At 71.7% G+C, this 19920-nt stretch carries 23 protein-coding genes and 1 tRNA gene; 11 read left to right on the top strand and 13 right to left on the bottom strand.

The features are described 5' to 3' along the window. Positions 1–13: 13 nt before the first annotated feature. Genes AB0877_RS02535 through AB0877_RS02555 form a run of 5 tightly spaced genes read right to left on the bottom strand, consistent with a single transcriptional unit; the run spans position 14 to position 4071 of the window. Positions 14–1375, bottom strand: coding sequence for a sensor histidine kinase (locus tag AB0877_RS02535; protein ID WP_366605922.1), 1362 nt, complete (start codon positions 1373–1375; stop codon positions 14–16). Continuing rightward, the gene (locus AB0877_RS02540) at positions 1372–2388 is read right to left on the bottom strand and encodes a SpoIIE family protein phosphatase (RefSeq protein WP_366606180.1); all 1017 of its coding nucleotides are present in this window, start codon (positions 2386–2388) and stop codon (positions 1372–1374) included. The genes AB0877_RS02535 and AB0877_RS02540 overlap by 4 nt, the downstream gene beginning before the upstream one ends. Continuing rightward, a complete protein-coding gene (locus AB0877_RS02545) occupies positions 2385–2804 on the bottom strand; it encodes an anti-sigma regulatory factor (protein ID WP_366605924.1) in 420 nt (139 codons plus the stop codon). The genes AB0877_RS02540 and AB0877_RS02545 overlap by 4 nt, the downstream gene beginning before the upstream one ends. After that, positions 2801–3211, bottom strand: coding sequence for an STAS domain-containing protein (locus tag AB0877_RS02550; RefSeq protein WP_366605925.1), 411 nt, complete (start codon positions 3209–3211; stop codon positions 2801–2803). The genes AB0877_RS02545 and AB0877_RS02550 overlap by 4 nt, the downstream gene beginning before the upstream one ends. Next, complete coding sequence (locus tag AB0877_RS02555; protein WP_366605927.1) at positions 3211–4071, bottom strand: STAS domain-containing protein; 861 nt, start codon at positions 4069–4071, stop codon at positions 3211–3213. Before AB0877_RS02555 ends, AB0877_RS02550 begins: the two co-directional genes overlap by 1 nt. A gap of 163 nt (positions 4072–4234) precedes the next feature. Here AB0877_RS02555 and AB0877_RS02560 point away from each other — a divergent pair, with 163 nt between their 5' ends. Beyond that, positions 4235–4591 carry an STAS domain-containing protein gene (locus tag AB0877_RS02560; protein ID WP_030332365.1) on the top strand — a complete coding sequence of 119 codons (357 nt, stop codon included), beginning with the start codon at positions 4235–4237 and terminating at the stop codon, positions 4589–4591. A gap of 13 nt (positions 4592–4604) precedes the next feature. Here the strand turns inward: AB0877_RS02560 and AB0877_RS02565 are convergent, their stop codons facing one another. Continuing rightward, positions 4605–5756, bottom strand: coding sequence for an MFS transporter (locus AB0877_RS02565; protein WP_366606181.1), 1152 nt, complete (start codon positions 5754–5756; stop codon positions 4605–4607). 251 nt (positions 5757–6007) lie between these two features. Here AB0877_RS02565 and AB0877_RS02570 point away from each other — a divergent pair, with 251 nt between their 5' ends. From AB0877_RS02570 to AB0877_RS02585, 4 genes are all read left to right on the top strand, one after another. Next, the gene (locus tag AB0877_RS02570) at positions 6008–6688 is read left to right on the top strand and encodes a FadR/GntR family transcriptional regulator (RefSeq protein WP_366605929.1); all 681 of its coding nucleotides are present in this window, start codon (positions 6008–6010) and stop codon (positions 6686–6688) included. 39 nt (positions 6689–6727) lie between these two features. After that, positions 6728–7201 (top strand): large conductance mechanosensitive channel protein MscL, encoded by a 474-nt coding sequence (gene mscL / locus AB0877_RS02575; protein ID WP_366606183.1) that lies wholly within the window; start codon positions 6728–6730, stop codon positions 7199–7201. A gap of 81 nt (positions 7202–7282) precedes the next feature. Further along, positions 7283–7534: a hypothetical protein gene (locus AB0877_RS02580; RefSeq protein WP_278143440.1), complete on the top strand. Its 252-nt coding sequence runs from the start codon at positions 7283–7285 to the stop codon at positions 7532–7534. 673 nt (positions 7535–8207) lie between these two features. Next, the gene (locus AB0877_RS02585) at positions 8208–8579 is read left to right on the top strand and encodes a hypothetical protein (protein ID WP_091395802.1); all 372 of its coding nucleotides are present in this window, start codon (positions 8208–8210) and stop codon (positions 8577–8579) included. A gap of 67 nt (positions 8580–8646) precedes the next feature. Here AB0877_RS02585 and AB0877_RS02590 read toward each other — a convergent pair whose 3' ends face one another. Further along, a complete protein-coding gene (locus AB0877_RS02590; protein ID WP_366605931.1) occupies positions 8647–9948 on the bottom strand; it encodes a benzoate/H(+) symporter BenE family transporter in 1302 nt (433 codons plus the stop codon). Positions 9949–10004: 56 nt separating this feature from the next. Between AB0877_RS02590 and AB0877_RS02595 the strand changes: the two genes are divergently transcribed. The 5 genes from AB0877_RS02595 (at position 10005) to AB0877_RS02615 (ending at position 14891) form a co-directional block, all read left to right on the top strand. Next, on the top strand, positions 10005–10565 hold the full coding sequence (locus AB0877_RS02595; RefSeq protein ID WP_366605933.1) for an XRE family transcriptional regulator: 561 nt from the start codon (positions 10005–10007) through the stop codon (positions 10563–10565). A gap of 115 nt (positions 10566–10680) precedes the next feature. Continuing rightward, positions 10681–11400, top strand: a complete 720-nt coding sequence (locus AB0877_RS02600) for a protein phosphatase 2C domain-containing protein (RefSeq protein WP_355004776.1) — start codon at positions 10681–10683, stop codon at positions 11398–11400. 227 nt (positions 11401–11627) lie between these two features. Beyond that, positions 11628–12818: a GNAT family N-acetyltransferase gene (locus AB0877_RS02605; protein WP_366605935.1), complete on the top strand. Its 1191-nt coding sequence runs from the start codon at positions 11628–11630 to the stop codon at positions 12816–12818. A 54-nt stretch (positions 12819–12872) separates the two neighbouring features. Beyond that, positions 12873–13622, top strand: a complete 750-nt coding sequence (locus tag AB0877_RS02610; protein ID WP_366605937.1) for a ZIP family zinc transporter — start codon at positions 12873–12875, stop codon at positions 13620–13622. 84 nt (positions 13623–13706) lie between these two features. Beyond that, positions 13707–14891: a hypothetical protein gene (locus tag AB0877_RS02615; RefSeq protein WP_366606185.1), complete on the top strand. Its 1185-nt coding sequence runs from the start codon at positions 13707–13709 to the stop codon at positions 14889–14891. A gap of 48 nt (positions 14892–14939) precedes the next feature. Here the strand turns inward: AB0877_RS02615 and AB0877_RS02620 are convergent, their stop codons facing one another. The 3 genes from AB0877_RS02620 to AB0877_RS02630 all read right to left on the bottom strand — a co-directional run bounded on the left by AB0877_RS02620 (position 14940) and on the right by AB0877_RS02630 (position 17628). Then, positions 14940–16022 (bottom strand): NAD-dependent epimerase/dehydratase family protein, encoded by a 1083-nt coding sequence (locus AB0877_RS02620; protein ID WP_366605939.1) that lies wholly within the window; start codon positions 16020–16022, stop codon positions 14940–14942. Positions 16023–16171: 149 nt separating this feature from the next. Continuing rightward, a complete protein-coding gene (locus tag AB0877_RS02625; RefSeq protein ID WP_366605941.1) occupies positions 16172–17221 on the bottom strand; it encodes a GlsB/YeaQ/YmgE family stress response membrane protein in 1050 nt (349 codons plus the stop codon). Beyond that, positions 17218–17628 carry a helix-turn-helix transcriptional regulator gene (locus AB0877_RS02630; protein WP_366605943.1) on the bottom strand — a complete coding sequence of 137 codons (411 nt, stop codon included), beginning with the start codon at positions 17626–17628 and terminating at the stop codon, positions 17218–17220. Before AB0877_RS02630 ends, AB0877_RS02625 begins: the two co-directional genes overlap by 4 nt. A gap of 193 nt (positions 17629–17821) precedes the next feature. On the opposite strand from AB0877_RS02630, the gene AB0877_RS02635 reads away from it, so the two are divergent. Then, a tRNA-Lys gene (locus tag AB0877_RS02635) sits at positions 17822–17893 on the top strand. Positions 17894–17947: 54 nt separating this feature from the next. Here the strand turns inward: AB0877_RS02635 and AB0877_RS02640 are convergent. The 3 genes from AB0877_RS02640 to AB0877_RS02650 all read right to left on the bottom strand — a co-directional run bounded on the left by AB0877_RS02640 (position 17948) and on the right by AB0877_RS02650 (position 19777). Further along, on the bottom strand, positions 17948–18325 hold the full coding sequence (locus AB0877_RS02640) for a carboxymuconolactone decarboxylase family protein (RefSeq protein ID WP_366605945.1): 378 nt from the start codon (positions 18323–18325) through the stop codon (positions 17948–17950). Between the two features lie 153 nt (positions 18326–18478). Then, positions 18479–19003: an SMI1/KNR4 family protein gene (locus AB0877_RS02645; RefSeq protein ID WP_366605947.1), complete on the bottom strand. Its 525-nt coding sequence runs from the start codon at positions 19001–19003 to the stop codon at positions 18479–18481. A gap of 45 nt (positions 19004–19048) precedes the next feature. Then, a complete protein-coding gene (locus AB0877_RS02650; protein ID WP_366605949.1) occupies positions 19049–19777 on the bottom strand; it encodes a DUF4839 domain-containing protein in 729 nt (242 codons plus the stop codon). Positions 19778–19920: the final 143 nt, after the last annotated feature.

Below are 19920 nucleotides of genomic sequence, written 5' to 3' on the forward strand. Positions count from 1 at the left end.
GCCGTCCACGCCGTCACGCCCCGCCTGTGGGCAGGGAGACGGTGAACGTGCTGCCTTCGCCCTGCGCGCTGGTCAGCTCCAGTGACCCGCCGAGCAGCGTCACCAACCGCCGGGCGTACGGCAGACCGAGGCCGGTGCCGCCGACCCGGGTGGTGCCGGGGATCTGGTAGAACTCCTCGAAGATCCGGTCGTGCAGCTCCGGAGCGATGCCCGGCCCGGTGTCGCTGACCTCGAACTGCCAACGATCGCCGTGTCGGCTGGCCCGCAGCCGCACCTCGCCGTGCTCGGTGAACTTCAAGCCGTTGTGCAGCAGGTTGCGCAGCACCTGACCGAGCAGCACCTCGTCGGTGCGCAGCAGTGCCGGCCCGGTGGGCTCCTCCACGACGAGCTCCACCTCCGGGCGGGTGGCCAGCGCGCGCAGGGTTCCGCGGAGTTGGCCGAAGACCGGCCGCAGGTCGACGTCGGTCAGGTCCGGCTCGATCCGGCCGGACTCCGCCTTGGCCAGGTCGAGGAGTTCGTTGACCAGGTTGAGCAGGTCCGCCGCCGACGATCGGATCAGGTCGACCTGGCGGCCCTGCTCCTCGGTGAGCGGGTCGGACGCGGAGTCGGTGAGCAGCCGTCCCAGGCCGATGATCGCGGTGACCGGAGCGCGCAGCTCGTGACTCACGTTGGCCAGGAACCGGCTCTTCGACTCACTCGCCGCGCGGAGCTGGGCCGACTTCTCGTCCAGCTCGGCGTAGAGGGCGACGACACCCCGGTTGGTCTCCTCCAACTCCTCGGTGAGCTGGTTGTAGAGCGCCAGCACACCGCGGTTGGTCTCGGCCAGCTCCTCGTTGAGCACGGCCAACTCGTCGCGCTGACTGCGCACCTCGTCGAGCGCGGCGATGAGCTGCCCGTTCTGCACCGTCAACTCGTCCAGCGCACTGCTCGGCGCGGTGCGGCCGAGTTCGGTGCGGAACTCGGCGAGCCGCTCCGGGGTGGGTATCGGCGCGTTGGCCGGGACTCGTCGGGACATCCGTACGACCGTAACCCCCTCGACGGTCCACACGCTCAGTGTGTCGACCAGACGGGACACCGCGCCGGACTGCGGTTGGTAGCCGTCGTCCGGCAGCGGGGACACCGGGGCCAGGTCGGCGCGCAGGTGGAAGCGGCCGTCGGCGCCCGCGTCGACGTGGAAGGAGACGTCCGCTCCCCCGGTCAACCGCAGCAGATCCCGGGCGACCTCGCTGAGCGCGGTGGCGATCCGCACCTGGTCCTGGTGTTCGAGGCCGACCACCGCGGCGACCTCGCGCCCCCGCTGGCGGATCACGAAGATGTCCTGCTCGACCCGCAGTGCCATCTGCAGCAGCGGCTGCGCCGTAGGTTCGCTGGTCATGCCCAGGACCTTGCGACGAGGACGCAGGCGTCGTCGCGCCGCACACCCGCGTCACGCAGCAGCGTCGCCGCCATCACCAGTGGTGACTTCTCCAACAGGCCCGGGTAGTCGGCCAACCGCCACCGGTCGGCCACCCCGTCGCTGTGCATGACCAGTCGGGTGCCCGGACCGAACGGGTACGCGTACTCCCGGATCGTCGGCCGCTGGTGCCCGGCGATGCCGGGCAGCGATACCAGCCCGCGACGCTTGTCCTCGGCATCGACGACCACGCCGGAGATGTTGCCCAGGCCGGCGTAGTGCAGCACCCCGGCCTCGGGTGCCAACTCGGCGACCGCGAGCGCGGCACCACGGGTGTGCGACATGCTGCGGTGCAGGTGACCGACCACCGTCGCCGGTGGACCGGCCGGGGCGTTGCGGAACGCGGCCAGCGCCGCATCGGTGGCGGCCCCGGCCAGCGGGCCGTGCCCCAACCCGTCGCTGACCAGCACCTGGTGCCGCCCGTCGGCGACCCGGACGGCGTACCCGTCGCCGCTCACCGTCTCGCCGTTCAGCGGTCGGGTGAGGGCGCCGGCCCAGGACGGGGACGGCCGTGCCGCAGCCGGCCAGACCTGCACGGCGAGGACCGTGCCCCGGCCGGGCAGCGAGTATCCGTCGAACCAGCTGGCCTGCCGGACGATGGCACCCAGACCGATGCCGAGTGTGCCGGCGGTGGAGTGCCCGTCCCGGGACGAGACGGTCAGGTCGGCCATGCCGGGCCCGGAGTCGATCGCCACCAGCTCCACGCCGGCCTGCCCGGCCCGGCGTGCCGGTCGGAGCAGCAGGACACCGTCCTCGGCGTGCTTGACCAGGTTGCTGGTCAGCTCGGCGGCGACGATGGCCAGGTCGGCGATGCGCGCCTCGCCCATCTCCACCTGCGCGCCGAGGCGTTCGGCGGCACGCCGGACGGCACTCGCGGCGCTGCTGGCCTCCACTCTGAACCAGATGCCACTGTCGGCGACCGCGTCGGCGTTCACCTGGACCACTTGATGACCGTGATCCGCGTACCAGTCTCCGCTGACGTCTCGATCTGGAACTCGTCGACCAGGCGTCGCGACCCACTGAGGCCGAGGCCGAGGCCGCCGCCGCTGGTGTAGCCGTCGGTCATGGCCAGGTCGAGGTCGGCGATGCCCGGCCCGGAGTCGGCGAACACGATCTGCACGCCCTTGCGCCGGCCGTTGTCCACGACCGTCACCTCGACCGAACCGCCGCCGCCGTACACGAGGGTGTTGCGGGCCAGCTCGCTCGCCGCGGTGACCACCTTGGTCTGGTCGACGAGGGACAGCTTGCTGGCCACCGCCACGGCGCGGACCAACTGCCGGACGCGCACCACGTCCTCATCGCTGCGGACCGACTGCGCCTGTGGCTGGCCCAGGTCGACGCCCGCGGTCACAGCGTGGCCGTCTCGGCGTCCGGATCGTCGTCGAGCTGGTGGTCGAGCTCGTCGGCGTGGGCGGTCGCGATCAGCTCCATGCCGCGCTCCACGTTCAGCGCGGTACGGATGCCGTTCAGCGACAACCCGAGTTCGACAAGGGTGATGGCGACGGCCGGACGCATCCCGACCACCACCGTCTCGGCGTCGAGCACCTTGGAGATCGACGCGATGGCGGAGAGCATCCGCCCCACGAAGGAGTCGACGATGTCCAGCGCGGTGATGTCGATGATGACGCCGTGGCAGCCGGTCTCCACGATCCGCTCGGCCAGGTCCTCCTGGAGCTGGACCGCCGTCTGGTCGGACATGTCGAGCTGGATGGAGACGAGCAGGATGTCGCCGATCTTGAGGATCGGTACGCGTTCCATCAGAGGCCCCGGCGTGGCGGGCGGCGGGCGGTCTCCACCCCGGTGAGCCGCAGCACGTGGCGCAGCGCGTCGGCGAGGCTGGCCTTGGTGGCGATGTCACCGAACTCGATGCCGAGCGCCACGATGGTCTGCGCGATCTGCGGCCGGATGCCCGAGATGATGCAGTCGGCACCCATCAGTCGGGCGGCCACCACGGTCTTCAGGATGTGCTGAGCGACCTGAGTGTCCACCGCCGGCACGCCGGTGATGTCGATGATCGCGTACGGCGAACCGGTGTCGACGAGGGTCTGCAGCAGGCGCTCCATGACCACCTGGGCCCGGGCCGAGTCCAGGGTGCCGACCAGCGGCACGGCGACGACGCCCTCCCAGAGCTTGACCACCGGCGTGGAGAGCTCGAGCAACTGCTCGGCCTGGTCGGCGATCAGGCTCTCCCGGGTACGGACGAAGCTCTCGAAGGTGAACAGGCCCATCTCGTCGATCAACTTCGAGAAGGCGACGTAGTCCCGCAGTGCCTCCGGGCCGCCGGCCTCCTGCACCAGCTCGGCCAGTACGTCCTTCAGCGCGAAGACGCTGATCGAGGTCTCGGTGGCGGAGAAGCCCTGCCGGGCCCGGCCACGGGACAGCTCGGAGAGCGCGGCGCGCAGTTCGGCGGCGCTGTCGGCGGACAGGTCGATGCTGCCCTGCTCGCTGGTGGCGACGATGGCGCGGTGCAGGTCCTGGACCTGCCGGCGCAGCTCCGCCTGGCTCAGCCGGCCCCGCAACGAACTGGTGACGATCTCGGTCCACCGAGTCGTGACCCGTTCGTCCTGCCCGCTGAGCAGCGCGGCGAGCCGACCACTTTCTTCGGTGCTCAACGCCATTTCGAACCCCCTTGACCTGGACCGGGCGGACTCTATCACCGGGGTCTGATCAACTACTTGCCCCGTAGCAACGGAATGACGATGGCCACCGGATCACGGCTCCCGTTCTACCTCCGGTCGTGGTGGTGGGATACCGTTCCCCCGATAACAGGAGGTCTGGCGAATGTCGTTGACGGTGCACACGGAACAACGCGGCGACGTGGTCGTCGTGGCGGTCGCGGGCGAGCTGGACATGGCCACCGCACCGCAGCTGCAGGACCAGATCACCGACCTGCTCGACAAGGGCCGCAACCGGCTGGTGTTCGACCTGGCGGACGTCTCGTTCTGCGACTCGACCGGTCTGTCGGTCTTCGTCCGCGCCAAGAACAGCTGCGACGAGGCTGGCGGCGTGGTCCGGCTGGCCGCCCCGCAGCGCGGCGTGCTGCGCATCCTCGAGGTGAGTGGGCTGGTCGAGGTGCTGCACACCTACCCGACGGTGGATGAGGCAGTCGCTGGCGAACCGACGCCGGCTTCCTCCTGAGCGTCGGCGTGCGTCACTCGTCCTCGACGTAACGGGGACGGGCGATCGCCATGCCCGCCGTCGTCTGCACGGCCAGGGCGCCCAGCAGGAACCCGATCGGCGCGGTCCAGCCACCGGTGGCCTCGTAGAGGATGCCGACCATCAGCGGGCCGAGGGCGGCGATCACGTACCCGGTGCTCTGCGCGAACGCGGAGAGCGCGACGGTCCCCTCGGCGGTGCGGGCGCGTAGGCCGATGGCGGTCAGGATCATCGGGAACGCGCCCTGCCCGATCGCCAGGAGGGCGACCCAGAGCAGCGCGGCGCCGTGCGGTGCGAGCGCCAACCCCAGGTAGGCCAGTGCGGACGCGGTGGTGAGCCCGAGCACCAGCGGCCGAAGGTTGCCGAGCCGACCGGCCAGGGTGGGCATCAGCAGCGCGATCGGCACGCCGAGCGCGGTCACCCCGGCGAGCAGCAGCCCGGCCGACTCCGGCTGGTAGCCGGCGTCCCGGAACAGCTGGGCCAACCAACCCATGATCGCGTACCCGCTGAGCGACTGCGCCCCGAAGTAGACGGCCATCGCCCAACCGAGCCGGGTCCGCGCCGGCCGGATCCGCGTGGGCCCGGCGGCGGTCGCCGTCGGGGTCCCCCGCCGCGCCGCGGCGCGGGTCCGCAGCGCCAGCGGCACCCACGGGAGTACGGCCACCGCGGCCATCGCGGCCCACACGCCGAGCCCGGCCCGCCAGGACCCGAAGGCGTGCGCGATCGGCACCGCGGAGGCGGCGGCCACCGTCGTGCCCACCGTCAACGCCATCGTGTACGCGCCGGTGACCAGGCCGGTGCGGTGCGGGAAGTGCTGCTTGACCAGCATCGGCAGCAGGATGTTGGCGACCGCGATGCCGGACAGCGCCAGCGCGCTGGTGAGCACGAAGATCACGGCGGAGTCGGTGGCGACCCGGAGCACCTGGCCGACGGCGAGGGCGAGCATGGCGACCACCAGCACCCGGGCCGGCGCGACCCGGCGGACCAGCCACGGGGTGAGCGCGCCGAGGCCGGCGAACGCGATCGTCGGCAGGGTGGTGACCAGGCCGGCGGTGACGCCGGAGAGGCCCAGCCCGTCGCGGACCTCGTCGAGCAGTGCGCCGAGGCTCGTCACCACGGCGCGCAGGTTGAGCGCGACCAGCAGCATCCCGACCAGCACCAACGCGCCACCGGTCGCCGGGTGTGTCCGCCGGCCGGTGCCGGGGTCCCGCGTCCGACGACTGTCGATGGCGACGGGAGCGGCGACGGGAGCGGGCAGCGCCGGAGCGGCGGTTGGTGGCGGGGTCATGACCGCTAACCTACAATCATGGGATGAATTTGGGACCGGTGGTGTAACCAGTGCCACCGTCGGTTGAATTCCCCTCAGCGCCGCCGGCACCGCCCCGCGGTCAGTCCGCCGTGCCACCCCGCGGTCAGTCCGCCGTGCCACCCCGCGGCCACCGGGTCCGGCAGACCACCGAACAGCTCCGCGCCCGCATCCTGGGCGGCGAATGGCCCGTCGGAGGGCGCATCCCCACCGAGCCACAACTGGTCGCCGCGCTGGGCGTCGGGCGCAACACGGTCCGCGAGGCGGTTCGCGCCCTGGTGCACGCCGGGGTGCTGGAGTGCCGGCAGGGCTCCGGCACCTACGTGGTGTCCACCGACGAACTGGCCCCGGTGGTCGCCCGCCGACTCGGCGACGACCGGATGACCGAGGTCATCGAGGTACGCCGCGCCTTCGAGGTGGAGGCCGCCCGGCTCGCCGCGTTGCGGCGTACCCCGGACGACCTGGCGGCGCTCGACGGCGCGCTCGCCCAGCGCGAGGCCGCCTGGCACGGCGGCCGGGTCGACGCGTTCGTCGAGGCCGACGCGGCACTGCACACCGCGGTGGTCGCCGCCGCGCACAACGCCATGCTCGCCGAGCTGTACGCCTCGGTGGGCACCGCCCTGCGCAGCACGGTCGCCCAGGCCATGGGCGGGGAACTCACGCCCGAGCGCTACGTCGACCACACCCGGCTCGTCGAGGCGATCCGGGCCGGCGATCCCGGCCGCGCCGCGCTCGAAGCCGGCGCTTTTCTGGAACCCGCCGAACGGGCATAGGTTGTGCCCGACAGAAAAGCGGACACCTCGGGAGTACGGATGCTCAAGGGCTTCAAAGACTTCATCATGCGCGGCAACGTCGTCGACCTGGCGGTCGGTGTCGTCATCGGCGCCGCGTTCACGGGCGTGGTCACCCAGCTCACCAAGTCGTTCCTCGACCCGCTGATCCGGGTCTTCGTGCTGCTCATCACCGGCAGCGACAAGGGCCTGGCCGGCACGGCACCCAAGTTCCGTGGCATCCCGTTCGACTGGATCGCCTTCGTCAACGCGGTGATCACCTTCCTGCTGACCGCGGCGGCGCTCTACTTCCTGGTCGTCTACCCGATGAACAAGCTGGCCGAGCGCCGGCAGCGGGGCGAGGAGCCGCCGCCGGCGGCGCCGAGCGAGGAGGTCAAGCTGCTCACCGAGATCCGGGACGCCCTGGTATCCGCCGGTCACACCACCCCCGGCCAGCAGCGTGGGGCGCTGGACGACGTGCTGGGCCGCCGCCCGGAGCCGCCGACGCAGCGCTGATCCGAACGGATGCACATCGGCCCCTGTGGGATTCCCGCAGGGGCCGCACCTTCTCGTACGTGTGTTCGATAGAGTCCCGCCATGGAGCAGCGGAAGCACTGGTGGAACGGGAAGTGGGGGCGACTGGCCCGGCGGGACGTCTTCCTCCGGGTGGACGCCGACCGCTGGCACGTCGAGCAGCGGGCCGGCGGCGCCGAGGGCATCTCCCGTTTCTACGAGTACGGTAGTGCGGACGAGGCCGAGGACACCGTCCGGGCGCTGCTCGACGGCCCGGACACCTGGCGGGAGCTGTCCCCCCGCCCACCCGGCAGCTGGACCCTCCCGAACACCTGAGCGCGCGGAGCACCGTGCCGCCTGCCGCCTGCCGCGCGCGGCGCGCTGCGTCCCGGATGCCGTCTGCCGCGTGCTGGGGCTCGGTGCCGTCTGCTAATTGCTGGTGGGCTAGCTGCGGGGTGAGCGCTGAGGGCTGGGCGCTGGGAGGGCTAGGTGCGGAGGGCTGGGCGCTGGGGGCTGGGCGCTGGGGGCTGGCGTAGCGGCCACCTTGCGCGGCCCGTGGGGGCGGTATTGATTTTGCCGGTGATGACTCTGAGGCATAAATATGATTCACAGTCATCACGCTCCCTGAGCCATTGCCTCCCAGACCCACCGCCACGGACCGGCCACCACCGAGCCCACCGCCTCCCCAGCCCACTACCTCCAGACCGGGCCCCTCCGAGCCCACCGGCCCATCGCCCCCGGACCGGCCACCACCGAGCCATCGCCCCCGGGACGGCCCCCACCGAGCCGCTGCTCTGGGACGAGGTGCGACCGCACCGAGGTCGCGGCCGCCGTTGGGTGGCGGGTGTCGACCAGCCCTGCGTGTTGCAGCCCCGGCCACCGCTCGGTGCCGAGCCTTCCGGCGGGGGTGGGCTCGGCTGGGCGGGACGGGCAGGCGAGCCCGCAGCGGATGGGTGGGGTGGGTGGGCGGCGGCGTTTAGCGGCGCGCTGCGCTGGGAACCGCAGCGGGATGGACCAGCAGGACGAGCAGCAGGCGACCATCTCGCGGATCACCACCGGGATGCCGGTGATCGACTCAGCTGGCACCGAGGTCGGCACCGTGGACCTCGTCCAGCGGGGCGACCCGAACGCGGTGACCGTGCAGACACCGACCGCCGACCCGGGCAGCAGCCTGGACGAGCTGATCGAGGCTACCGCGGTCGAGGAGCCGGACGTCCCCGCCGATCTGGCGGCGCGACTGCTGCACAGCGGCTATCTGAAGGTCTCGACCGACCTGACCCGCACCGGCGCGGTCTACGTACCGGCCGACCGGATCGGGTCGGTGGCCGACGGCCGGGTCCTCCTGGCCGTCGGGGTGGCCGACCTGCCGCCCGAGGAGTGACCCAACCGCCCTGATCGACTCGGGTACACGGACATCGGGGTGTCCGGAGCCTCGGGACGGCCCGACTTCATCGAACTCGAGTGGATCTGTCCGACGCGGCGGGAGCGGGCTCGTCGGGCGCGGGCCTGTCCGGCGCGGCGGCGGAGGCGGGCTCGTCGGGCGCGGCGGCGGGAGCGGGCTCGTCGGGCGCGGCGGGGGTGGGCGCAGCTGGGGCGGGTTGGCGGCGGCGGAAGAGCAGCAGCATGAGGCAGCCCGCGACCAGGCCCCAGAACGCGCCGCCCACGCCGATCAGCGTCACCCCGGACGCGGTCACCACGAAGGTGACCACGGCGGCCTCCCGGGTCGCCGGGTCGGTCACCGCCGCAGCGAGCGCGGTGGCGAGGGCACCCAGCAGCGCCAGCCCGGCGACCGCCTCGATGAGGATCGGTGGGGCGACCGCCACCAGCGTGGTGGCCACGCCGGCGCCCAGTCCGAGCACGGCCAGCCCGGCACCTGCGGTGACCGAGGCGATCCAACGGCGCTCCGGGTCGGGGTGCGCGTCGGGACCGGCGGCCAGCGCGGCGGTGATCGCCGCGAGGTTCACCGCGTGCCCGCCGGCCGGGGCGGCCAGCAGACTGGCCAGGCCGGTGGTCCGCAGTGCGGCGCCGAACGGCGGCCGGTAGCCGTAGCCGACCAGCACCGCCATGCCGGGCACGTTCTGCGCGGCCATGGTGACCAGGAACAGCGGCAGGGCCAACCCGACGAGTGCGGACGCGTTCCAGGCTGGCGCGGTCAGCGTGACGGACGGGATCAGCGCGGCACCGGTGAGGCCGGTCGGCGGTGCGGTCAGTGCGATCGCCGCCACGGCCACCACCAGCGCACCGGGCACCGCCCAGCGTCGGGCGAACCGGTGCAGCAGCAGCCAGCCGACCACCACCGACCCGGCCACCACCGGCAACTCGACCAGCGCGCGGACCGGGGCGGTGCACAGCGGCAACAGCACCCCGGCGAGCATGGCGCCGGCCACCGGCTTGGGGATGGCGGCTACCGCACGGCCGAGCGGCGGAAACAACCCGGCCGCTACGATCAGCACTCCGGAGACGAGGAACGCGCCCACCGCCACCGGCCATCCTCCCGGCGGCGGCCCGGTCGCCACCAGCAGCGCCGCGCCCGGAGTGGACCAGGCCACGCTCATCGGTATCCGGTATCGCCAGCCCATCCAGGCGGCGCCGAACCCACTCGCCACGCAGAGAGCAAGCAGGCCGGAGGCGGCCTGTGCGTCCGACGCGCCCGCCGCTCGGAGCCCGGCCAGCACGACGGTGAACGAGCTGGCGAAGCCCACCAGCGCGGTCACCACCCCTGCCAGCACCGGTTGCACGCGTCCGGCCACCACACCCCTCCGAGCTGTTCCATTTACGGAACGGAAGCGTGTAGCACGATAGCCGGGTGCCGCACCCACCACCAGCCCCCCGCCCGGGCCTCGACGTGGATCCCGTCATCGTCGGACGCCGGGTCCGCGCCCTGCGCGAGGAGCAGGGGATCTCGCTGTCCACACTCGCCCGGCTCGCCGGTGTCGGAAAGGCCACCCTCTCCGGCCTGGAGCACGGCACCCGCAACCCGACCCTGGAGACGCTCTGGGCGGTCACCGCGCAGCTCGGCGTACCGCTGACGGCGGTTCTGGCGGAGCCGGCCGCCGGGCCCACCGTGCACGGCACCGCGGTCACCGCCACCCTGCTGGAGGTCTTCACCGACACCGACGCGACCTACGAGCTGTACCGGATGCGGGTCGCGCCCGGCCCCGGCCAGCTATCCCCCGCCCACCCGGCGGGAGTCACCGAGCACGTCACCGTGTTCGCCGGGGTGCTGCGCGCCGGGCCGGCCGACGCACCGCTGACGGCCACGGCCGGCGGCCACCTGCGCTGGGTGTCGGACGTGCCACACAGCTACGCGGCGGTGGGCGACGAGGAGGTCGCGGCGAGCCTGCTGCTGCGCTATCCGCGCCGCTGAGATCCCGCCGATCGGTCACGGACCGTCGGCCTCGTCGACGAAAATCGCAATCATTTCTCGACCTAGGTAGGAGGCGTAGAGACGAATGCGGGTTGTTCTTGGCAAGCTTGACCCCATGACGCTGATCCTCCGCTCGGTCATCCTCAACGACATCGGCTTGGTGCGCACCAACAACGAGGACTCCGCCCTCGCCGGTGACCGCCTGATCGCCGTCGCCGACGGCATGGGCGGGCTGCCTGCGGGTGAGGTGGCGAGCGAGATCGTGATCCGGATCCTGGACGAGCTGGCTCCCCCCACCGACCCCGACGGCGCCGCCGACGCGCTGCGTGCCGTGGTCAGCACCGCCAACCAGCGCATCCATGCCGCCATCACCGTCGACCCGAGCCGGGACGGCATGGGTACGACGCTCACCGCGGCGCTGCTGGCCGGGGAGACACTGGTGCTGGCCCAGGTGGGCGACTCCCGCTGCTACCTGCTGCGCGAGGGGGAGCTGACCCAGCTCACCCGGGACGACACATTCGTTCAGGCGCTTGTGGATCAGGGCACCCTCTCGCCAGAGCAGGCCCGCCACCACCCGCAGCGGTCCCTGGTGACCCGGGCCGTGCAGGGCGCCGACACCCCACCGGCGGTCGGGGTGCTCACCGTGGTGGCCGGCGACCGGCTGCTGCTGTGCAGCGACGGGCTCTCCGACTACGTCGAGGACGAGGCCATCGCCGCGGCCCTGGGCATGTACGCCGACCGCCAGCAGTGCGGTGAGCAGCTGGTGAAGCTGGCTCACCATGCCGGCGCACCGGACAACGTCACGGTCGTGGTCTCCGACGTCGTCGCCCGCTGACCCGTACGGCTTTCTCGGCGGCTCACCCGAACCGGCTGGTTCGGGTACCGCTGCCACAGTAGGTGGTTGTGCCATCTAGCTAGCGCCGCTACTGTCCGACGCGTGGATTCCGACCGGCGTGGGCAGTGGCTGCGGGGGGTGCTAGACATCTGTCGGCTGACGCCGGGCCGGCCGTGGATCGGGCCAATCCGGTTGCTGTGACCCGCGCGGCGGGTTGAGATGGGCGAATGACCATCCGCCGGGTGACCGACGACGACCGTCTCACCACCAGCTTTCCGCTGGCCGCGTACGCCTTCGAGTCCTCGCCGCTCAGCGCCGCCCGGTCGGCGGAGTTCCGCGACTACCTGCCCTACAACCAGGGCAACCGGACGTTGATCGCCGAGGAGGACGGCACCACGTTGGCCGCCGTCTCGGCCATCCCCATGCGACAGAACCTGCGCGGGGTGGTGCTGCCGATGGCCGGTGTCGCCGGGGTGGCGACCCATCCGCTGGCCCGCCGGCAGGGGCACGTGCGGACGTTGCTGCACCAACTCCTCGACGAGATGCGCGACGAGGGCCATCCGCTCAGCGCGCTCTATCCGTTCCGGCCCAGCTTCTACGCCCGGTTCGGCTACGTCGGGCTGCCCAAGCCACGGCGGGTCACCTTCGGCCCGGCCAACCTGGGCTCGCTGCTGCGGGTGGATCTGCCCGGCGAGGTCGGCTGGGAACGCGTCGCCGCCGGCTATCCGGCATGGCGGGCGTTCACCGAACGCAACCTCCAGGAACGACACGGCTTCGCGATCTTCCCGGACCACCGGGCGGTCGGAATGCGTGACCGTGACGAGTACTGGCTGCTCACCGCCCGGGTCGGCGGGGAGGTCACCGGCGCGGTGACGTACCGGATCGACGAGTACGGCGGCACGCTGCACGGCAACGAGCTGCTGGTCACCGACCCGCTCGCGCGGGCGCTGCTGTTGCAGTTCTTCGCCCGGCACGTCGACCAGATCGAGCGGATCACCGTTCAGGTTCCGCCGGACGAGTTGCCCGAGCTGTGGCTGACCGACCTGGACGTGCACGTCGAGGCCCGTACCCGGGTGCCGGGTGCGTCCGCGCCGATGGCCCGGCTGCTGTCGCTGGACGCGCTGAGCGGGCTGCCCGCGGGCCCCGGCCGGGTGCGGATCGAGCTGACCGGGGACCGCTGGTTGGCCGGCACCCACCTGCTCGACGGCACGACCGGGGCGCTGGAGTTGGTCGACGACACCACCGGCCGCGCGCCGACCGCCACGCTCACCGCCGCCGGGCTCTCCGCCCTCGCGTACGGGGTGCTGGACCCGGCCGAGCTGCCACTGCGCGGTCTGGGCGAGGTGCCGGTGGACGCCGCCACGGAGTTGCGCGGCCTCTTCCCCCGCCGGGTGCCGTACCTCTTCGCGGACTTCTGAGCCCTCCTCACAAACGGGTTTGTCGCCTCGGCGCACGTGGGTACGGTCCCGCGAATGCCGGAGTGGTTACAGGCGGGTGGCTGGGGTTTGCTGGCCGGGTCGGCGCTGCTGGTCGGGGCGGCGGTCGGCTGGTTCGCCCGGGTGCCGCAGCGCGTCATCGCGTCGATCATGGCGTTCGGCGCGGGAGTGCTGCTCTCCGCCGTGTCGTTCGAGTTGATCGCCGAGGCGCACGCGCAGGGCGGCCTCCTACCCACCGCTCTCGGGGCTGCCGCCGGCGCGGTGGTCTACACAGTGGCCAACATGGCGCTCGCCCGACACGGCGCCCGGCACCGGAAGCGGTCCGGCGACCAGCAACCCTCCGAGAGCGAGCAGCCTGGTTCCGGCTCGGCGCTCGCCGTCGGCGCGCTGCTCGACGGCGTACCGGAATCGGTCGTGATCGGCGCCAGCCTGCTCGGCGGCGGCGCGGTCAGCCTGGTCACGGTGGCGGCGGTGTTCCTCAGCAACGTTCCGGAGGGGCTGTCCAGCGCCGCCGGCATGCGCCAGGCCGGTCGCAGCCGACGTTACGTGTTCCTGCTCTGGAGCGGGATCGCGCTGATCAGTGGCGTCGCCGCGCTGGTCGGCAACACGCTGCTGGGCGGCGCGCCGCCGGAGGTGCTGGCCGCCATCACCGCGCTGGCCGCCGGCGCGATCCTCGCCATGATCACCGACACCATGGTCCCGGAGGCGTTCGAGAACGCGCACCTGCTGGTCGGTCTGATCACCGTGGCCGGCTTCCTGACCGCCTTCGCCCTCTCCCACACCTGATGACCAACGCCGCCGGTCGTCGTCCGGGCCCGCCGCAGGCCGGCCAGTTTCTGATGAAACAGGCATTAGCATCACGGGGTGCGCATGACGTCGCTTGCCGCTCTCCTCGCCCTCGGTGTCGCCACCGCGACCCTGCCCGCCTGCGCGCCCAACGACCCGGCCCCCACCTTCGAGGCCGGCTCGACCGCCTCGCCGACGGCCCCGCCCACCGACGGCCCGGGTGAGCCGCCGGGGGCTCGCGACGGCCTCGGCGGCCCGGGGGCCAGCGCCAGCCCGAAGCCGGCCAACAAGGTGCTGGCCGCCGGCAACCCGAGCGGCAGGGCCACCGTGCCGGTCGAGGCACGAGCGGTGGACACCTCGAAGCCGACCCGGAAAATCGGCACGGGCACCCCGGCGAGCTGCACCTCCGCGGCGGTGGTGAAGGCCGTCGCGGCCGGCGGAGTCATCACGTTCAACTGTGGACCGGCCCCGGTGACGATCAAGATGGCCGCGACCGCCAAGGTCCGCAACGCCAACGGGCCGAAGATCGTGCTGGACGGCGGCGGCACCGTCACGCTGAGCGGCCAGGGGCAGCGCCGCATCCTCTACCTGAACACCTGCGACGAGGCCCAGGGCTTCACCACCTCGCACTGCCAGAACCAGGATCACCCGCAGCTCACCGTGCAGAACCTCACCTTCGCCGACGGCAACTCCACCGGCGAGAAGGCCGAGGGCGGCGGCGGTGGGGCGATCTTCGTACGCGGCGGGCGGCTGAAGGTGGTCAACTCGCGTTTCGTCCGCAACCGCTGCGACCGCACCGGCCCCGACCTGGGTGGCGCGGCCGTCCGGGTGCTGAGCCAGTACGAGAACAAGCCGGTGTACGTGGTGGGCAGCACCTTCGACGGCGGCTCCTGCTCCAACGGAGGGGCACTGAGCAGCATCGGTGTGTCGTGGGTGGTGCTGAACAGCCTGCTCAGGAACAACGAGGCGATCGGCAGCGGCGCCAATCCGGCCAAGTCCGGTACGCCCGGCGGCGGCAGCGGCGGCGCGATCTACTGCGACGGCAACGAGTTCACCGTACGGATCGCCGGCACGATCATCGAGAACAACAAGGCCAACGAGGGTGGCGGCGCGGTCTTCTTCGTGAGCAACAACCGCACCGGCACGATGAGGATCGAAAACTCGACCCTGCGTCGCAACCCCAGCGCCACGTTCGAGACCCGCGGCTTCCCCGGCATCTTCTTCCTGGGCGCCCGCAACCCCACCCTCACCAACTCCAAGCTCTCCTAACCACCCCTCCCGCCCCGCCCCGGTGATCTGAGAGGCGGGGTGGGTGGGTCAGTAGGGGTTTCCTTCGCCTGGGGGGCGGGCGTGGAGGAGGGCGGCGGGGCGGCCGGGCAGGTCTCGCGCGCCGGACATCGGTGGGCTTGAGGTGTGGTCGCCGTCGGCCATTCCGGCGAAGAGTTCCTTGAGCGCCGTCAGCGCGCTGATCTTCGGCTGCCAGCCCAGTTCGGTCTCCGCGCGCTCGCTGGACATCAGCGGGGCGTTCAGACCCAGCTCCACCCAGCCCGCGTCGACCGGTTGCAGCCGCGCCCGCCAGCTCAGCCCCGCCGCCGCCCGCAGCACCGGCGCGGCGACCGGCACCGTCCAACCATGGAAGTGCCGGGCCACCAGCTCTGGAGTGAGCACCGGGTCCGCGGCGACGTTGAAGGCACCGCGCGCATCACCCAACACCGCCCGGGTGTACGCGTCAGCCACGTCGTCGGCGTGCACCGCCTGCATCCGCAACCGGGGGTTGGTCGGCACCAGTGGGATCCGGCCGAAGCGCAGCAGCCGCACCGGCGCGAACGGGCCGAGGAAGTAACGCGTGATCTCCGCACCGGCGGCCCGCTGGAAGATCAACCCGGGGCGCATCCGTACCACCCGCAGCGTCGGGTGATCCCGTTCGAGCCCGTCCAGCAGCGCCTCCACCTCGGCCTTGTGCTCGCTGTACGACGAACCGGGCACACCGGTGGCCGGCCAGCGCTCACTGATCGGGTGGTCCTTCGGGCCGGGGGCGTAGGTGCCGACCGACGAGGCGTACACCAGGGCCGGCACGCCGGCCTGGACCACCGCGTTGATCACCGCCCGGCTGCCCTCGACGTTGGTCCGGCGCAGCACCCGCTGGTCGTGGCTGGGCTGGATCTGCCAGGCCAGGTGCACCACCGCGTCCGCACCCGAGAACACCTCGGCGAGCTGCCCGGCCGCGCCCGGTGCGCCGATATCGCAGGAGTGCCACTCCACCTGGTCGTACGGCTCGCCGGCATCCGGGCCGGGCAACCGTCGAACGACCCCGGCCAGCTCAACGCCCCGCTCCCGGCGCAGCCGCCGCAGCAGCGCCGTACCGACGTTGCCGCTCGCCCCCACCACCACGATCCGCATGCCCGACCCCGTACCCGCCCAGCAGCAGCTCAACCACCCACCACCGCGCCCCTTGATCCACCCGACTTCCTGAAAGTCGCGGTGTCCGAGCGCCCAGGACGGCCCGACTTCCGGGATCCCGAGTCCCGCCGCCTGGGTCCTGCCTGACGTCAGGCCCGTGCGCTGGCGGTCGAGCGGTGTCCGCAGGTCGGGCAGGCGTCATCGAGCACCCGCCGACGTACGGTCCGGTGTCGGGCGGCCTGGCCGGCGAGGGCCGCTGCCAGCAGTGCCGTGCCGACCAGAAGGATCGTCCCGGTCGTGCTGGCGTAGGCCGCCGAGGTCGGGCCCCCTCCCTGGCTGCCCCAGATCCCCTGGCTGAGCTGATTGGCACCGAACAGGGCGGCCGGTGTGGCGAGCAGCACTGTCGCCCAGAGGCCGGCATCGTCCGCTCGCAGGGCGCGGCCGAGACCGACGAGCAGGACCAGTGCGAACACCAACCCCCCGAACATCGCCAACAGCTCAGGGGTCGAGCCGTACGAGGTGAACATGTTCCCGCCGTGCTCGGCGGCGCTGAATGCCACCGATGCGACCGTCACACAACCGGCAGTGAGCAGCGGCAGGCTCCGCGCCCCCAAGCCGGGATGGGAGGGCAGCGCGAGCGTGGCCAGGCCGAGCGCGACGGCGGGGACCAGCACGAACAGCGGCGGCCCCGGCTGCCCGGTGGCGGCGGCCACGGGCGGCACGACAACGGTCAGCAGGAGACCGCCGGCCGCGACAGAGCGGGCCCAGTTCCCCGGCAGCGTCGTGGCGGCGACCGCGACGAGCAGCCAGCCCAGCCAGATGACGGCCCCGAGGGTCTGGAACGGGCCGACCGAATCCAGCCCGGCGAAGCGGGGATCTTCGAACTCGACCTGTAGGAGCAGGAAAACGGAGAGCGCGACCAGGCTGTTCAGCGCGGCGGTCGCGGCCAGCGGGAGAGCCGCGACCAGCCCGAGAGCGCCGTACCCGCGCAGTCGCTCCCGGAGCCCGGCGCCGAGCAGGTCGACGGCGTCGTGTGGGGATGGCCAGCGCCGCCCCGGATCGACGGTGTCGAGGTACGTCCCGACGATCTCGTCGCTCCGCTCAACCCGGTAATCACTTGGGTAGGTCCACAGCAGCCGCCGGTAGCGAGACTCCAGCGGCGACCCGGCCTGATCCTGCGCGGGGTGGGGCTGGTTCATGCCGGGCCTCCGGTCGGAAGAAGAATGGGGCGGGCCGGCAGGAGAGGGCCGCGTGAGGTGCCGTCGGCGGCCCGGGTGCCCGCAGGTCGAGCACGTAACCGCTGCGTGGCGGCCTCGACGTTGCGGCGCAGCCGTTCGGTCTCGGCGGTGAGCACGGACCGGCCAACCTCGGTGAGCCGGTAGTAGCGGCGTAGCCGTCCCTCGACGACCTCCTCACGGTCCCGCTCGACCAGCCCCTCGTCGGTGAGGCGGTCGAGCGCGCCGTAGAGGGTCCCGGGCCGCAGCGCCAGCCGCCCACCGGAGAGGGCCGCGACGTCGCTGGTGATGCCGTAGCCGTGCATGGGTTCCCGCGCGAGCGCGGTGAGGATCAAGAAGGTGGGTTCCCGCAGCGGCGTGGGTGTGGGCATGACGTCAATATATCGGTGATGAAGCTATACCGGTGGCAAAGCGGTGCGGAAGTTCGCTGGAGAGGTCAGGCCGGTACGCCAGCGGGTCGCCAGGCCCCTGCACCCCTTCGGTGAGGGCGTAGACCGGCATCGCTCCGCCGGACCGGGGGCGGACATCAGCCGGGCCGCAGACGGTCGGGTAACCTGAGCGCGCGGGCCGCTAGCTCAATGGCAGAGCTGTGGACTTTTAATCCATAGGTTCAGGGTTCGAGTCCCTGGCGGCCCACTCTTCGGCGGCCCGCTCCCCAGGAGGGCGCGGGTCGGCGGCAGACGGATAGCGTCAGCGGTGCTCGCCGAAGACCGCCGCGGCCACCTGGTAGCTGTCGAACGCCCGGGCCGCCCCGGCGTACGCCTCCAGGTGGATGAAGAGCTCGACGATCTCCTCCTTGGTCACGCCGGACGTCAGCGCGATGCGCAACTGCCCCCGCAGCGGCTCGTGGGTGCCCAGCGCCGCCGCGACGGCCACCGAGATCAGGCAGCGGCTCCGCAGGTCCAGGCCCGGTCGCGGCCACGAGTCGCCGAAGGTGTGCTCGGTCGCCAGCCGCCGGAAGTCCTGACCGACCGCGGGTTCCCCGTCGGCGAGCGGCAGGGTCAACGGTTGGCCGAGGAGGCGCTCCGCGGTGTCGAGTGCCTCCTGGTACCGGGGATCGTCGGGCATGCGTTGCCACCTCCGCACGTGTCAGCCGATCGACTGCCGTTCGGTCCCAGCATCGCGCCTACCCGGCGTTCGGTCGGCCGTTCCGGGAAACCGGTGGTCGGCATAGCCAGGGGCTCTCGTCGGCCACCTCTAGACGAGCACCATTCGCGCCGACTATCGGCAGAGTGAGCCGATCAGCTCATCGAAGCCGGGGAACTCTTCCCGCGCTGCGGCAATGACCTCGTGCGCCGACCCGCGACGCGATGGTGCCCAGCGTTGGGCGATCTCCGCGAGGCGGGCATCGGTACGGGGCTCGTGTTCGTGGTCGGGGTAGGCCGTCGCTTCCCAGGGGCCGAAACCGTCGGCGAGAAGCCACAGGTAGGCGCCCAGGTCTTGGGCCACGACGCCCGTCTCGCCCTCCGAACCGAGAAACACCACCGGCTGCTGCTCGATCGGCTCACCGTCACGCACCAGCCAGAACGCGGCGAGGCCGCCGGTGCCGTCCTGCCCGAAGACCCGGAACTCGGACCCGTCCAGCTCCGCGTTTCCGGTCCACGCCCTCCACCACTCGGCAATCTCGTCCGGGTCGAGGAAGTGAGGGTACGGCTCGAAGTCGACGCCATCGCCGTCCCTGTAGTCGAAACCGACTTCATGAGCTTCGGACAAAGGAGTCGGCAAGGTACGACCATCGTGATCCACGGCAGCACCCTAGCGAGGAGGACCGACGGAACGGTCTGGTCTTGGCTACCGGGCCTCCGTCGAGACGGGGTCGAGGAAGAAGAGGCACTGGGCGGGTTTGAACTCACCTACCTCGGCGACGAAGCGGAACGTGTCGCCTACGCCAACGGTGGCGGGGATTTTCTTGCCGGTCAGCTTCAGGTCGAGGATGTTGACGTCCTCGTACTTGAAGGCCGGGCCGACAGTCGTGTTCGATCCCCTGTCGCCTGGGCCCAGGAGGAAGTCGTAGCGGGTGTCGTAGTCACCGTGGGGCGCCATGTTCACGATCGAGCCGTTGAACGCGACCGTCTTGCCCTTGTACCTGGTAGCGAACGCCAGGTTCGCGTCGTCGCAATCGTCCGCCTTCAGCAGCGCGGCGAACTCCGGATTGTTCTGCGGCGTGATCACCTCAGTGGGAGCCGACTCGACAGCGGTCGGAGCGGGCGTAGCAGCCGGTTTCTCACTCACCGCAGCCGCCGATTTTTCTGACCCGCCGTTCCTTTCGTCTTCGCCGCCACTGAGTGCCGAGGCGGTGCCGATGACGACGGCCAGGATCACGAGGATGACGGCTGCCGCGCCGATCAGGAGCCACGGCTGCGGCTTCTTCGGCCGACGGAAGTTGACGGTGGAGCGAAGCGCGCCTGGGGTCTGTTGTACGAGCTCCCAGCCATCCTTCTGCATCTTCGAGATGACCAGGCCGTCGGTGCCGCGGACTGGCCGTACGGTCTTGTACTCGTATTTGATCTCGTCGGCCATGCGGCTCCGCGCTCCTTAATGGACTGCTCGCACCAACTGCTTGGCGCAGCATAGGGGCAGACGCAACTGATACCGGTTCTGTGTAACGTCAGCTTGATCGGCGATGCCCCCAGTGGGATCGGATGGCTGGAGTCGCACGCTGG

It is taken from the genome of Micromonospora sp. NPDC047644 (assembly GCF_040704315.1).
GTDB lineage: Bacteria > Actinomycetota > Actinomycetes > Mycobacteriales > Micromonosporaceae > Micromonospora.

Bases quoted from the DNA above. Each gene is read 5' to 3' on its own strand.
- AB0877_RS02535 (WP_366605922.1), bottom strand. From the start codon at position 1,375: ATGACCAGCGAACCTACGGCGCAGCCGCTGCTGCAGATGGCACTGCGG.
- AB0877_RS02550 (WP_366605925.1), bottom strand. From the start codon at position 3,211: ATGGAACGCGTACCGATCCTCAAGATCGGCGACATCCTGCTCGTCTCC.
- AB0877_RS02555 (WP_366605927.1), bottom strand. From the start codon at position 4,071: ATGGCGTTGAGCACCGAAGAAAGTGGTCGGCTCGCCGCGCTGCTCAGC.
- AB0877_RS02560 (WP_030332365.1), top strand. From the start codon at position 4,235: ATGTCGTTGACGGTGCACACGGAACAACGCGGCGACGTGGTCGTCGTG.
- AB0877_RS02565 (WP_366606181.1), bottom strand. From the start codon at position 5,756: ATGCTGCTGGTCGCGCTCAACCTGCGCGCCGTGGTGACGAGCCTCGGC.
- mscL (WP_366606183.1), top strand. From the start codon at position 6,728: ATGCTCAAGGGCTTCAAAGACTTCATCATGCGCGGCAACGTCGTCGAC.
- AB0877_RS02580 (WP_278143440.1), top strand. From the start codon at position 7,283: ATGGAGCAGCGGAAGCACTGGTGGAACGGGAAGTGGGGGCGACTGGCC.
- AB0877_RS02585 (WP_091395802.1), top strand. From the start codon at position 8,208: ATGGACCAGCAGGACGAGCAGCAGGCGACCATCTCGCGGATCACCACC.
- AB0877_RS02600 (WP_355004776.1), top strand. From the start codon at position 10,681: ATGACGCTGATCCTCCGCTCGGTCATCCTCAACGACATCGGCTTGGTG.
- AB0877_RS02605 (WP_366605935.1), top strand. From the start codon at position 11,628: ATGACCATCCGCCGGGTGACCGACGACGACCGTCTCACCACCAGCTTT.
- AB0877_RS02610 (WP_366605937.1), top strand. From the start codon at position 12,873: ATGCCGGAGTGGTTACAGGCGGGTGGCTGGGGTTTGCTGGCCGGGTCG.
- AB0877_RS02615 (WP_366606185.1), top strand. From the start codon at position 13,707: ATGACGTCGCTTGCCGCTCTCCTCGCCCTCGGTGTCGCCACCGCGACC.
- AB0877_RS02620 (WP_366605939.1), bottom strand. From the start codon at position 16,022: ATGCGGATCGTGGTGGTGGGGGCGAGCGGCAACGTCGGTACGGCGCTG.
- AB0877_RS02625 (WP_366605941.1), bottom strand. From the start codon at position 17,221: ATGAACCAGCCCCACCCCGCGCAGGATCAGGCCGGGTCGCCGCTGGAG.
- AB0877_RS02630 (WP_366605943.1), bottom strand. From the start codon at position 17,628: ATGCCCACACCCACGCCGCTGCGGGAACCCACCTTCTTGATCCTCACC.
- AB0877_RS02640 (WP_366605945.1), bottom strand. From the start codon at position 18,325: ATGCCCGACGATCCCCGGTACCAGGAGGCACTCGACACCGCGGAGCGC.
- AB0877_RS02650 (WP_366605949.1), bottom strand. From the start codon at position 19,777: ATGGCCGACGAGATCAAATACGAGTACAAGACCGTACGGCCAGTCCGC.